General features: G+C 45.6%; 6 protein-coding genes, 11 tRNA genes and 3 rRNA genes. All 20 read right to left on the bottom strand.

Annotated features, from left to right (window positions below):
• Nucleotides 1–13: 13 nt before the first annotated feature.
• Nucleotides 14–691, bottom strand: coding sequence for a hypothetical protein (locus tag MP387_RS01030; protein WP_242747025.1), 678 nt, complete (start codon nucleotides 689–691; stop codon nucleotides 14–16).
• A 37-nt stretch (nucleotides 692–728) separates the two neighbouring features.
• The gene (locus MP387_RS01025; RefSeq protein WP_242747022.1) at nucleotides 729–5,120 is read right to left on the bottom strand and encodes a PolC-type DNA polymerase III; all 4,392 of its coding nucleotides are present in this window, start codon (nucleotides 5,118–5,120) and stop codon (nucleotides 729–731) included.
• 176 nt (nucleotides 5,121–5,296) lie between these two features.
• A tRNA-Pro gene (locus MP387_RS01020) sits at nucleotides 5,297–5,370 on the bottom strand.
• A 15-nt stretch (nucleotides 5,371–5,385) separates the two neighbouring features.
• Nucleotides 5,386–5,459, bottom strand: a tRNA-Arg gene (locus tag MP387_RS01015).
• A gap of 11 nt (nucleotides 5,460–5,470) precedes the next feature.
• Nucleotides 5,471–5,556 (bottom strand) — tRNA-Leu (locus MP387_RS01010).
• A 7-nt stretch (nucleotides 5,557–5,563) separates the two neighbouring features.
• Nucleotides 5,564–5,635: transfer RNA gene (locus tag MP387_RS01005), tRNA-Gly, on the bottom strand.
• A gap of 27 nt (nucleotides 5,636–5,662) precedes the next feature.
• Nucleotides 5,663–5,735: transfer RNA gene (locus MP387_RS01000), tRNA-Thr, on the bottom strand.
• 12 nt (nucleotides 5,736–5,747) lie between these two features.
• Nucleotides 5,748–5,829: transfer RNA gene (locus MP387_RS00995), tRNA-Leu, on the bottom strand.
• A 5-nt stretch (nucleotides 5,830–5,834) separates the two neighbouring features.
• Nucleotides 5,835–5,907: transfer RNA gene (locus tag MP387_RS00990), tRNA-Lys, on the bottom strand.
• 24 nt (nucleotides 5,908–5,931) lie between these two features.
• Nucleotides 5,932–6,004, bottom strand: a tRNA-Asp gene (locus MP387_RS00985).
• A gap of 2 nt (nucleotides 6,005–6,006) precedes the next feature.
• Nucleotides 6,007–6,079, bottom strand: a tRNA-Val gene (locus tag MP387_RS00980).
• A gap of 4 nt (nucleotides 6,080–6,083) precedes the next feature.
• Nucleotides 6,084–6,199, bottom strand: a 5S ribosomal RNA gene (gene rrf / locus MP387_RS00975).
• Nucleotides 6,200–6,275: 76 nt separating this feature from the next.
• Nucleotides 6,276–9,176 (bottom strand): 23S ribosomal RNA (locus MP387_RS00970).
• A gap of 122 nt (nucleotides 9,177–9,298) precedes the next feature.
• A tRNA-Ala gene (locus MP387_RS00965) sits at nucleotides 9,299–9,371 on the bottom strand.
• Between the two features lie 51 nt (nucleotides 9,372–9,422).
• Nucleotides 9,423–10,969 (bottom strand): 16S ribosomal RNA (locus MP387_RS00960).
• The 16S, 23S and 5S rRNA genes sit together here with 11 tRNA genes alongside, the layout of an rRNA operon.
• Nucleotides 10,970–11,201: 232 nt before the next feature.
• Nucleotides 11,202–11,273 (bottom strand) — tRNA-Glu (locus tag MP387_RS00955).
• A gap of 64 nt (nucleotides 11,274–11,337) precedes the next feature.
• Nucleotides 11,338–11,811 carry a sigma-70 family RNA polymerase sigma factor gene (locus tag MP387_RS00950; protein WP_242747020.1) on the bottom strand — a complete coding sequence of 158 codons (474 nt, stop codon included), beginning with the start codon at nucleotides 11,809–11,811 and terminating at the stop codon, nucleotides 11,338–11,340.
• Between the two features lie 120 nt (nucleotides 11,812–11,931).
• Nucleotides 11,932–12,468, bottom strand: coding sequence for a transcription termination/antitermination protein NusG (nusG, locus tag MP387_RS00945; protein WP_242747017.1), 537 nt, complete (start codon nucleotides 12,466–12,468; stop codon nucleotides 11,932–11,934).
• Nucleotides 12,469–12,525: 57 nt separating this feature from the next.
• The gene (secE, locus tag MP387_RS00940) at nucleotides 12,526–12,702 is read right to left on the bottom strand and encodes a preprotein translocase subunit SecE (protein ID WP_000505776.1); all 177 of its coding nucleotides are present in this window, start codon (nucleotides 12,700–12,702) and stop codon (nucleotides 12,526–12,528) included.
• Between the two features lie 9 nt (nucleotides 12,703–12,711).
• Complete coding sequence (gene rpmG, locus MP387_RS00935; protein WP_001809375.1) at nucleotides 12,712–12,864, bottom strand: 50S ribosomal protein L33; 153 nt, start codon at nucleotides 12,862–12,864, stop codon at nucleotides 12,712–12,714.
• Nucleotides 12,865–12,874: the final 10 nt, after the last annotated feature.

Below are 12,874 nucleotides of genomic sequence, written 5' to 3'. Positions count from 1 at the left end.
CAAATGTCCTTTCTTATTCTTCATGCTCTCCTAGGTAGAGGCGTCGTGCCTCTGGACTATTTGTGAGGATATCTATATAGGTTTCATAGTCATCAGGTAGAGGCTTTCCTAAAGAGATATCTTGTTCTGGATTTATATTTTTCCCATAAATAAAGCAAAGATAGAGACGTTCGTTGAGTGTTGGAAATACTTCAATAGACATAAGTTCAGCCTGACCTACCCGATCCCAATCCTGTTCTTTGATATCTGGTATGATATAAGCCTGGAAGAGGCCCATAAGTGGATTATCCTCCGGTTGACCACTGTCCTTATCCGCTAGAACTAAAGAACAGCGTCGACCAAAACCAGCTACTTGGCGCTCCCGTCCCTTTAGCGAAACAGTAATAGGCTGCCCTCCAATATGACTATAAATCCATTCTTTAGGTAGTTCATAATCTAACAGGGGGTTAACTTCTTTGACAATCGCTACAGGACTATAGCGTAGAAACTGACGAGTAACAGCCTTACAAAAGAGAATATTCTCCTCTTTCAAGGTGACTCCCTTCCAGTTATTTTCTTCGTTAAAATGGTTGAAAAATACCAGATAGGGATCACGCACCATTTGTGCTAATACGTAAACGCCATTTCGCAAGCGTATGGAAATAACTTTCCCTGGTTTCCAAGGTGTTGCTCTGTTTTTCTTTACCATCATTAACCAACCTCAAATCTACATAAGACATTTCAAACTCTTAAAACAAATCATCAAACAAGCTCAACTGATTGTCCTCTGGCATATTACCAAGAATCCCCATTTCATCCATCTTTTCAACCAAGGTTGATGAAAGTCCACCACGCTTGCGCAGTTCTGTCTTAGAGAGGAACTCACCCTCTTCACGCGCACGCACCAACTGCTTAGCAACGTTCTCTCCCAGACCATCCATTGCTACAAATGGTGGGATAAGAGTATCTCCGTCGATGATGAATTCAGTCGCATCACTACGATAGAGATCTAACTTGCCAAACTTAAAGCCACGTTCCCACATTTCATTGACAATCTCAAGAGTGGTATAGAGGTCAATTTCCACATTAGAGGCTTCATTATTCTTCCGTTTTTCAGCGATTTCTTCCATTCTACGCTTAATGGCATCCAAGCCCGCACCCATGGTCTTGATATCAAAGGCCTTGGCGCGGATAGAGAAGTAAGCACAGTAATAATAAATGGGATGGTGAACCTTGAAGTAGGCTACACGCAAGGCCATCATAACGTAGGCTGCCGCATGGGCCTTAGGGAACATATACTTGATTTTTCCACAGGATTCGATATACCACTCTGGCACCTTATTGGCCTTCATGGCTTCGATATAGCCATTTCTCTCCTCTTCGGAGATCTTCAGCCACAAACCCTTACGTACCCGTTCCATGATGGTAAAGGCCATCTTAGGTTCAAGACCAGCATGCATGAGGTAAACCATGATGTCGTCCCGACAACCGATAACGGTTGATAGGTCCGCAATCCCTTGCTTGATCAAATCCTGGGCATTTCCCAACCACACATCGGTACCGTGGGATAGACCTGAGAGCTGAAGCAACTCTGCAAAAGTCGTCGGATGCGTCTCGTCTACCATCCCACGTACAAAGTTGGTTCCAAACTCTGGAATCCCCAGCATCCCCGTCGGTGTACCGATTTGCTCAGGAGTCACCCCAAGAACATCAGTTCCTGAAAAGAGGGCCATCACGCCTTCATCATCCATAGGAATTTCATTAGGATCAATCCCAGACAAGTCCTGCAGTTTCCGAATCATGGTCGGATCATCATGTCCCAGCACATCAAGTTTGAGGACGTTCTCATCGATATCGTGGAAGTTAAAGTGAGTCGTCTGCCATTCAGCCGTCACGTCATCTGCTGGATACTGAACAGGCGTAAAGTCGTAAACATCCATGTAGTTAGGAATAACAACAATTCCCCCCGGGTGTTGTCCCGTTGTGCGCTTGACACCAGCTGCACCTTGAGCAAGGCGTTCCACCTCTGCATCACGATAAAACTTCCCATAGTCTCTCTCGTAGCCCTTTACAAATCCATAGGCAGTCTTGGCAGCCACCGTACCAACCGTTCCTGCACGGAAGGCATATTCCTCACCAAAGATATCACGCACATCCAAGTGGGCGCTAGGCTGGTCTTCTCCCGAGAAGTTCAAGTCAATATCGGGAACTTTATCTCCATCAAAACCAAGGAAGGTCTCGAAAGGAATATCCTGTCCATTTTTGCTAAGTTTATGACCACAGTTTGGACAATCCTTATTGGGCATATCAAACCCTGAACCGTAAGAACCATCCGTGATAAACTCACTATACTGACACTGACCACAAACATAATGAGGAGAAAGAGGGTTAACCTCCGTAATCCCAATCATGGTCGCAACAAAACTAGAACCGACAGATCCACGAGAACCAACCAAGTAACCCCGTTCATTGGAACGTTGCACTAACATCTGGGAAGCCAGATAAATCACGGCAAATCCATTCCCCAGAATGGAAGTTAATTCTTTTTCAATCCGCAAATCAACGATATCTGGCAGCGGATTGCCATAAATCTCAAAAGCTTTCTTATAGGTCAGCTCAGCGACCGTTTCTTCAGCCTTGTCGATGAAAGGTGTATACAAGTCACCTTTAACAACCTCAACAGGTTCAAAGATATCTGCCAAGGCATTGGTATTTTTAATAACTAGCCTGTGTGCTAGCTCCTCTCCCAAGAAAGCAAATTCATCCAACATCTCATTAGTTGTTCGAAAATGAGCCTTTGGCAAAGGAGCTGGTTGGGCATGTTCACCATGACCGATGGTTCGGTTAATCATAGCCCCCTGACCCAAACTACGGACAATAATTTCACGGTAAATCTCTTCTTCCGGTTCGATATAGTGGACATTTCCCGTAGCTAGAACAGGCTTGCCAAGACGGTCCCCAACCTCTATCAAACTCTTGATAATAGTCTGGAGTTCCTCCATATCCTTGACCTGCTCTTTAGCAATCAAGGGAGCATAGATAGCTGGTGGCATGACTTCGATAAAGTCATAATACTTGGCCACCTCAACCGCCGCATCCACACCTTGGGAAACAACTGCGTCAAAAACTTCGCCTTCCGAGCAAGCCGACCCCAAAATCAAGCCCTCCCGATGGGCGTCTAGAACCGTTCTCGGAATTCGTGGCACCCCTTCAAAATACTTGGTGTTAGACAAAGAAACCAGCTTAAAAATATTTTTTAAACCAACTTGATTCTTGACATAAATGGTCGCATGTTTAATCCGAGCTTTTTTATAAGAATCTGGACTGATTAGATCAATATTGAGTCTAGCCAGATCGGTCACACCATGTTTTTCTGCTACCTCTTTGATAAAGATGAAAAGCAGACGACCAGTAGCTTCCGCATCGTAATTAGCCATGTGGTGGTGTTCAAGTGCTACACCAAAACGCTTAGTCAAAGGTCCCAAACCATGACGTTTATACTCAGGATAGAGGTTTCTAGCAAACTCCAGCGTATCGATAACTGGCTGGCTAATCTTATGCAGACCATGACGCTCATAGTTGGCATTCATAAAGCCAACGTCAAAGGTAGCATTGTGAGCAACTAAGACTGTATCCTTGCAAAATTCTTGGAATTCTTGCAAAACTTGTTCCAGTGGTTTAGCATTTTTGACATGATCATCTGTAATTCCTGTCAACTCAGTAGTAAAGGCTGATAATGGATCCCCGGGATTGATAAATTCATCAAATTCGGCAATAACATTCCCCTTGTACATCTTAGAGGCCGCAACCTGAATCAAATCATTATAGATAGCTGAAAGTCCCGTCGTTTCCACGTCAAAAACCACGTAGGTCGCTTCTGACAAGTCCATCTCCACTTCGTTATAAACGATTGGAACACGGTCCTCCACAATATTGGCTTCCATTCCATAGATCAGCTGGATTCCAGCTTTCTTGGCCGCCTTATAGCCGTGTGGGAAAGATTGAACATTTCCATGGTCCGTAATGGCAACCGCCTTGTGTCCCCACTTAGCAGCTGTCTCAACGATCTCCTCTACCTCTGGTAGAGCATCCATAGTCGACATATTTGTATGAGCATGAAACTCAACCCGACGCTCACCTTCTGGCATCAAATCCTTCCGCTTATAGTGAACAACTTCCTGCACATCCTGCACGTTCATGGTCAAATCACGTGTGAAGTTATTCATCTCCACATTCCCACGAACTCGAAGCCAAGAATTCTTCTTAATGATGTCAAACTTCTGAGCCTCTTCTTCATTCTTAACCCATTTTTGCATTGAAAAACTTGAAGTGTAGTCTGTCATTTTAAAGTTGATCAAAACGCGACCAGTTCTGGTCACCTTATGCTCCACATCAAAAACGACCCCTTCAAAGACCAGGCGATTTTCCTCAGTCGTCACGTCGATCATCTGGGTAACTTCAGCCTTATCTAGTTTAGGCTTGGCCGCAGCCTTTTTAGCGTGAAAATCAAAGGTTGGCTTCTCTTCTACTGGAGGAGGAGCCATTTGTTCCAGTTGCTCCATAGCCCGGAGCGCTTCCTCATTGGCAGTTTGAACAATCTGTTCATTCTCCGTATGGAAGGCTTCCTCCTGCTCTTGTGTAAGAACATCATTCTTTTCTATTTGGCATACAAAAGCTGGAAAACCAAACTTTTCGAGTTGCTTTGCCAAATTAGGAAGATGATTCTTCTTAAAGTGCTCCTTATCAATCGCCTCTGAACCTTCAATAATGAGTTGATTTCCCTCCGCACGAACGTTTAAATTCTGGTAAAGAGATTTAAACCCTTGACTTGCACATGGACCTTCAGAAAAAGCCTCTCTATAGTAGGCCTGCAAGAGTTCATTAGAGAATTCTTGAGAAAGAGCCTTGATTTCGAAAACAGCTCGGTTTCCTGTCTTAGAAAATTCTTCACCAAGCCCTTTCTTTAACTCTAAAAAGATTTCAATCGGTAAAATATTAGAAAATACAAAATGAAATTCCCAAATCTTACTAATTTTATGAACCACAACACGCTCAATTCTGGCATCAACAAGAGCAGGATTCCGTCTCAATTGATCAGAGATTCCTAGTTGATTCATTAAAATTTCAAACTTACTTGACATTCATTTTCCTCACATTATTCTCTTACTATTTTACCATAATTAAAGAAAATATATGACTAGTACCATTCCTTAAGCACTGCTAGTTTACACAAATTTGTTCCGTAAACAAAAAAGAAGACTCTCAGAATCTCCTTAGTAAATAAAAAAAAGATACCTTTAAGTATCCTCGTAATCAATCGGGAAGACAGGATTCGAACCTGCGACACCTTGGTCCCAAACCAAGTACTCTACCAAGCTGAGCTACTTCCCGCGTTAAATAAAAAAATGCACCCTAGAGGAGTCGAACCTCTAACCGCCTGATTCGTAGTCAGGTACTCTATCCAGTTGAGCTAAGGGTGCTCATCATTATATGCCGAGGACCGGAATCGAACCGGTACGATCGTTACCAATCGCAGGATTTTAAGTCCTGTGCGTCTGCCAGTTCCGCCACCCCGGCCTCTCTAAGCGAACGACGGGATTCGAACCCGCGACCCCCACCTTGGCAAGGTGGTGTTCTACCACTGAACTACGTTCGCATCGACCTCTTATTCTATATAAAAAAATGCCGGCTACATGACTTGAACACGCGACCCTCTGATTACAAATCAGATGCTCTACCAACTGAGCTAAGCCGGCTGATTTCTATTATGCGGGTTAAGGGACTTGAACCCCCACGCCGTTAAGCGCCAGATCCTAAATCTGGTGCGTCTGCCAATTCCGCCAAACCCGCAAATATGACCCGTACTGGGCTCGAACCAGTGACCCATTGATTAAAAGTCAATTGCTCTACCAACTGAGCTAACGAGTCTAAAATAACTTCCGTTATCTTAAACGGTCCCGACGGGAATCGAACCCGCGATCTTCGCCGTGACAGGGCGACGTGATAACCGCTACACTACGGGACCTATGGGAGTTAACGGGATCGAACCGCTGACCCTCTGCTTGTAAGGCAGATGCTCTCCCAGCTGAGCTAAACTCCCTCAAGCTAAGCGACTTCCATATCTCACAGGGGGCAACCCCCAACTACTTCCGGCGTTCTAGGGCTTAACTGCTGTGTTCGGCATGGGTACAGGTGTATCTCCTAGGCTATCGTCACTTAACTCTGAGTAATACCTACTCAAAATTGAATATCTATCAAATACCAAGAAAACCTCACACTTCGTATTCTCAGTTACTTTGGATAAGTCCTCGAGCTATTAGTATTAGTCCGCTACATGTGTCGCCACACTTCCACTTCTAACCTATCTACCTGATCATCTCTCAGGGCTCTTACTGATATAAAATCATGGGAAATCTCATCTTGAGGTGGGTTTCACACTTAGATGCTTTCAGCGTTTATCCCTTCCCTACATAGCTACCCAGCGATGCCTTTGGCAAGACAACTGGTACACCAGCGGTAAGTCCACTCTGGTCCTCTCGTACTAGGAGCAGATCCTCTCAAATTTCCTACGCCCGCGACGGATAGGGACCGAACTGTCTCACGACGTTCTGAACCCAGCTCGCGTGCCGCTTTAATGGGCGAACAGCCCAACCCTTGGGACCGACTACAGCCCCAGGATGCGACGAGCCGACATCGAGGTGCCAAACCTCCCCGTCGATGTGAACTCTTGGGGGAGATAAGCCTGTTATCCCCAGGGTAGCTTTTATCCGTTGAGCGATGGCCCTTCCATACGGAACCACCGGATCACTAAGCCCGACTTTCGTCCCTGCTCGAGTTGTAGCTCTCGCAGTCAAGCTCCCTTATACCTTTACACTCTGCGAATGATTTCCAACCATTCTGAGGGAACCTTTGGGCGCCTCCGTTACCTTTTAGGAGGCGACCGCCCCAGTCAAACTGCCCGTCAGACACTGTCTCCGATAGGGATAACCTATCCGGGTTAGAGTGGCCATAACACAAGGGTAGTATCCCAACAACGTCTCCTTCGAAACTGGCGTCCCGATCTCATAGACTCCTACCTATCCTGTACATGTGGTACAGACACTCAATATCAAACTGCAGTAAAGCTCCATGGGGTCTTTCCGTCCTGTCGCGGGTAACCTGCATCTTCACAGGTACTAAAATTTCACCGAGTCTCTCGTTGAGACAGTGCCCAAATCATTACGCCTTTCGTGCGGGTCGGAACTTACCCGACAAGGAATTTCGCTACCTTAGGACCGTTATAGTTACGGCCGCCGTTTACTGGGGCTTCAATTCATACCTTCGCTTACGCTAAGCACTCCTCTTAACCTTCCAGCACCGGGCAGGCGTCACCCCCTATACATCATCTTACGATTTAGCAGAGAGCTGTGTTTTTGATAAACAGTTGCTTGGGCCTATTCACTGCGGCTGACGTAAAGTCAGCACCCCTTCTCCCGAAGTTACGGGGTCATTTTGCCGAGTTCCTTAACGAGAGTTCTCTCGCTCACCTGAGGCTACTCGCCTCGACTACCTGTGTCGGTTTGCGGTACGGGTAGAGTATGTTTAAACGCTAGAAGCTTTTCTTGGCAGTGTGACGTCACTAACTTCGCTACTAAACTTCGCTCCCCATCACAGCTCAATGTTATAGATATAAGCATTTGACTCATATCACACCTCACTGCTTAGACAGACACTTCCATTCGTCTGCTTTAGTTAGCCTACTGCGTCCCTCCATCACTACATACTCTAGTACAGGAATATCAACCTGTTGTCCATCGGATACACCTTTCGGTCTCTCCTTAGGTCCCGACTAACCCAGGGCGGACGAGCCTTCCCCTGGAAACCTTAGTCTTACGGTGGACAGGATTCTCACCTGTCTTTCGCTACTCATACCGGCATTCTCACTTCTATGCGTTCCAGCACTCCTCACGGTATACCTTCTTCACACATAGAACGCTCTCCTACCATACCTATAAAGGTATCCACAGCTTCGGTAAATTGTTTTAGCCCCGGTACATTTTCGGCGCAGGGTCACTCGACTAGTGAGCTATTACGCACTCTTTGAATGAATAGCTGCTTCTAAGCTAACATCCTAGTTGTCTGTGCAACCCCACATCCTTTTCCACTTAACAATTATTTTGGGACCTTAGCTGGTGGTCTGGGCTGTTTCCCTTTCGACTACGGATCTTAGCACTCGCAGTCTGACTGCCGACCATAATTCATTGGCATTCGGAGTTTATCTGAGATTGGTAATCCGGGATGGACCCCTCACCCAAACAGTGCTCTACCTCCAAGAATCTTTATGTCGACGCTAGCCCTAAAGCTATTTCGGAGAGAACCAGCTATCTCCAAGTTCGTTTGGAATTTCTCCGCTACCCACAAGTCATCCAAGCACTTTTCAACGTGCCCTGGTTCGGTCCTCCAGTGCGTCTTACCGCACCTTCAACCTGCTCATGGGTAGGTCACATGGTTTCGGGTCTACGACATGATACTAAAGCGCCCTATTCAGACTCGGTTTCCCTGCGGCTCCGTCTCTTCAACTTAACCTCGCATCATATCGTAACTCGCCGGTTCATTCTACAAAAGGCACGCTCTCACCCATTAACGGGCTCGAACTTGTTGTAGGCACACGGTTTCAGGTTCTATTTCACTCCCCTCCCGGGGTGCTTTTCACCTTTCCCTCACGGTACTGGTTCACTATCGGTCACTAGGGAGTATTTAGGGTTGGGAGATGGTCCTCCCAGATTCCGACGGGATTTCACGTGTCCCGCCGTACTCAGGATACTGCTAGGTACAAAGACTATTTTAAATACGAGGCTATTACTCTCTTTGGCTGATCTTCCCAAATCATTCTTCTATAATCTTTGAGTCCACATTGCAGTCCTACAACCCCGAAGAGTAAACTCTTCGGTTTGCCCTCCTGCCGTTTCGCTCGCCGCTACTAAGGCAATCGCTTTTGCTTTCTCTTCCTGCAGCTACTTAGATGTTTCAGTTCACTGCGTCTTCCTCCTCACATCCTTAACAGATGCGGGTAACAGGTAGTACCTGTTGGGTTCCCCCATTCGGAAATCCCTGGATCATCGCTTACTTACAGCTACCCAAGGCATATCGTCGTTTGTCACGTCCTTCTTCGGCTCCTAGTGCCAAGGCATCCACCGTGCGCCCTTATTAACTTAACCTTATTTTTTGACCTTTCAGTCATAAACTCTTTTAATACTACAGCGTTTCGGTTTATTTTCTTGTTACTATTTGATATAGATATTCAATTTTCAATGTGCATTACTTGGTGATCTCTCACCAATGGAGCCTAGCGGGATCGAACCGCTGACCTCCTGCGTGCAAAGCAGGCGCTCTCCCAGCTGAGCTAAGGCCCCACAAGACCTCTCAAGACTAAACAAGACCAATGTGCAGTTCCTTATCCTTAGAAAGGAGGTGATCCAGCCGCACCTTCCGATACGGCTACCTTGTTACGACTTCACCCCAATCATCTATCCCACCTTAGGCGGCTGGCTCCTAAAAGGTTACCTCACCGACTTCGGGTGTTACAAACTCTCGTGGTGTGACGGGCGGTGTGTACAAGGCCCGGGAACGTATTCACCGCGGCGTGCTGATCCGCGATTACTAGCGATTCCGACTTCATGTAGGCGAGTTGCAGCCTACAATCCGAACTGAGACTGGCTTTAAGAGATTAGCTTGCCGTCACCGGCTTGCGACTCGTTGTACCAGCCATTGTAGCACGTGTGTAGCCCAGGTCATAAGGGGCATGATGATTTGACGTCATCCCCACCTTCCTCCGGTTTATTACCGGCAGTCTCGCTAGAGTGCCCAACTGAATGATGGCAACTAACAATAGGGGTTGCGCTCGTTGCGGGACTTAACCCAACATCTCACGACACGAGCTGACGACAACCATGCACCACCTGTCACCTCTGTCCCGAAGGAAAACTCTATCTCTAGAGCGGTCAGAGGGATGTCAAGACCTGGTAAGGTTCTTCGCGTTGCTTCGAATTAAACCACATGCTCCACCGCTTGTGCGGGCCCCCGTCAATTCCTTTGAGTTTCAACCTTGCGGTCGTACTCCCCAGGCGGAGTGCTTAATGCGTTAGCTGCGGCACTAAACCCCGGAAAGGGTCTAACACCTAGCACTCATCGTTTACGGCGTGGACTACCAGGGTATCTAATCCTGTTTGCTCCCCACGCTTTCGAGCCTCAGCGTCAGTTACAAGCCAGAGAGCCGCTTTCGCCACCGGTGTTCCTCCATATATCTACGCATTTCACCGCTACACATGGAATTCCACTCTCCCCTCTTGCACTCAAGTTAAACAGTTTCCAAAGCGTACTATGGTTAAGCCACAGCCTTTAACTTCAGACTTATCTAACCGCCTGCGCTCGCTTTACGCCCAATAAATCCGGACAACGCTCGGGACCTACGTATTACCGCGGCTGCTGGCACGTAGTTAGCCGTCCCTTTCTGGTAAGATACCGTCACAGTGTGAACTTTCCACTCTCACACTCGTTCTTCTCTTACAACAGAGCTTTACGATCCGAAAACCTTCTTCACTCACGCGGCGTTGCTCGGTCAGACTTCCGTCCATTGCCGAAGATTCCCTACTGCTGCCTCCCGTAGGAGTCTGGGCCGTGTCTCAGTCCCAGTGTGGCCGATCACCCTCTCAGGTCGGCTATGTATCGTTGCCTTGGTGAGCCGTTACCTCACCAACTAGCTAATACAACGCAGGTCCATCTGGTAGTGATGCAATTGCACCTTTTAAGTATATGTCATGCAACATCTACTCTTATGCGGTATTAGCTATCGTTTCCAATAGTTATCCCCCGCTACCAGGCAGGTTACCTACGCGTTACTCACCCGTTCGCAACTCATCCAGAGAAGCAAGCTCCTCCTTCAGCGTTCTACTTGCATGTATTAGGCACGCCGCCAGCGTTCGTCCTGAGCCAGGATCAAACTCTCATTAAAAGTTTGAGTTCTCACTCATTTCTGTCACTGACAGATTTATTGTTTTTTTCATTGTTCAGTACTATAACCTCAGTTATAGTGCCCTGCACATTGGTTCGTCTTGTTCAGTTTTCAAAGGTCTTTGTCACTCATTCTCTCTCAAGCGACAACTATATTAGTATATCACAGCCATCTGTCTCTGTCAACAGATTTTTTAAACTTTTTTCCAAGTTTTTTTACCACAATATACCCATAGTCCGTACGGGATTCGAACCCGTGTTACCGCCGTGAAAAGGCGGTGTCTTAACCCCTTGACCAACGGACCTTGAGCTTTTCAACTCTTTCTATTATACCTACTTTTTTACCTTTGTCAAGAACTTTTTTCCTCTTTACCGAAATTCTGAAAAGATTAGGGAAAGTTCTCTTAGTAGAGCTTTACGTCCTCTAAAGACTTCTCCTCCTATTAGACGATCTATTAATTCTTGTTTTTCCATACTCTGCTTTGATTTGTATGTCTTCAGAAGTTCGTGAAAGAGATAATAATCGTCCAGCCTGAGTCCTTTTTCTCCTAGACGATGGCTAATCTCACTCACTTCTTCATAGGGTTCTTTGTCGAAACGACGCTTGTGGCTTTCCTGCTTACGGATGTAATCTAGAATACGATTTCTAAATTTTGTTTTAAAGCAAACATAAAGTTGATGGCGCTCGCCCTCTAGTAACTCTGGGTTGCGACTCACCAGCTCATATAGACATAACATGCCTTCCTGGTCCCAGTCCTCTTTCTCCCACAGATGCAAATGATAATCTTTTCGACACTTATGGACGATTCCCTTACTTTCTTCATATAAGTCTTTTAGATTCATAGACCTCTCCTTTCTGCATTTAGTTTAGCAAAATGCGCGAACCCATGGGTCTACTTCCTCTGTTTTATACTTCTTCCTCCCTAAACGGCACATAAAAAGAGAGGCAAAGCCTCTCTGGGGTTATAATTCTGCAATTTGGTTGAGATTCACTTCTGCAATCGTATCATTACCAAACATAGAGATAATCATCTTCACTTTGTTGTTATCAATTTCAGTAATTTTACCTGTGTAATCTGCAAAAGCGCCATCAACGATGCGGACTGTCTGGCCAACTTCAACATCAATATCAAACTCTTGAACAGTTTGTCCCATTGAAACCAGAATATCACGAATTTCTTGTTCCAATAGTGGAGTTGGTTTTGATCTGTTACCGTGTGAGCCGACGAATCCTGTTACGTTAGGTGTGTTTCGAACGACGAACCATGCTTCATCTGTCATGACCATTTCTACAAGGACATAACCTGGAAAGCGATTCTCTTCAACTTCCTTTTTCTTTCCATTTTTCTCAACTTGCACGGTTTGTGTTGGAATCTCAACGCGTAGAATATTATCCAACATGTTATATGTTTGCGCACGTTGCAATAGATTTTCTTTTACCTTATTTTCATAGCCATAATAAGTTTGTAGAACAAACCATCCCTTGTCAAAACTATCCATGATATTTCCTTTCATACATATATAGAAGAAAGTTAGCAGAAGTTCCCCGCTTCTCTTCTAAAAAATGTTAATAAATCGAATCAAACCTGAAACAATCAACTGGTCAAAAATGTAAATGATGACCACAAAGAAGGCTGTGTATTCCATAATAGAGCGAAAATCTCTCCAGCTTTCTTTGCGAGTTGGCCAAGTTGTTTCTTTAAGAAGTTTAAAAATATCCTTAATAAAACCCATCGTTCTCTCCTATCTCGTTTCTCTATGTGTCGTATATTTTCCACAATGTTTACAAAATTTATTTACTTCTAGTCGTGTTGGCTTGGGGTTCCCACTAATTTTGATTGAGTAATTCCTTGAACCACAAACTGCACAAGCTAGGCTTGCTTTTTTTAGTGCCATAACGCCTCCA

Source organism: Streptococcus oralis (assembly GCF_022749195.1).
GTDB lineage: Bacteria > Bacillota > Bacilli > Lactobacillales > Streptococcaceae > Streptococcus > Streptococcus oralis_CI.
The sequence above is the reverse complement of the archived record's forward strand: the minus strand, read 5'-3'. Positions and strand labels throughout refer to the sequence as shown.

Excerpts from the sequence above, each read along its gene's own strand:
- MP387_RS01030 (WP_242747025.1), bottom strand. The coding sequence starts at position 691 with ATGATGGTAAAGAAAAACAGAGCAACACCTTGGAAACCAGGGAAAGTT.
- MP387_RS01025 (WP_242747022.1), bottom strand. The coding sequence starts at position 5,120 with ATGTCAAGTAAGTTTGAAATTTTAATGAATCAACTAGGAATCTCTGAT.
- MP387_RS00950 (WP_242747020.1), bottom strand. The coding sequence starts at position 11,811 with ATGAATCTAAAAGACTTATATGAAGAAAGTAAGGGAATCGTCCATAAG.
- nusG (WP_242747017.1), bottom strand. The coding sequence starts at position 12,468 with ATGGATAGTTTTGACAAGGGATGGTTTGTTCTACAAACTTATTATGGC.
- secE (WP_000505776.1), bottom strand. The coding sequence starts at position 12,702 with ATGGGTTTTATTAAGGATATTTTTAAACTTCTTAAAGAAACAACTTGG.
- rpmG (WP_001809375.1), bottom strand. The coding sequence starts at position 12,864 with ATGGCACTAAAAAAAGCAAGCCTAGCTTGTGCAGTTTGTGGTTCAAGG.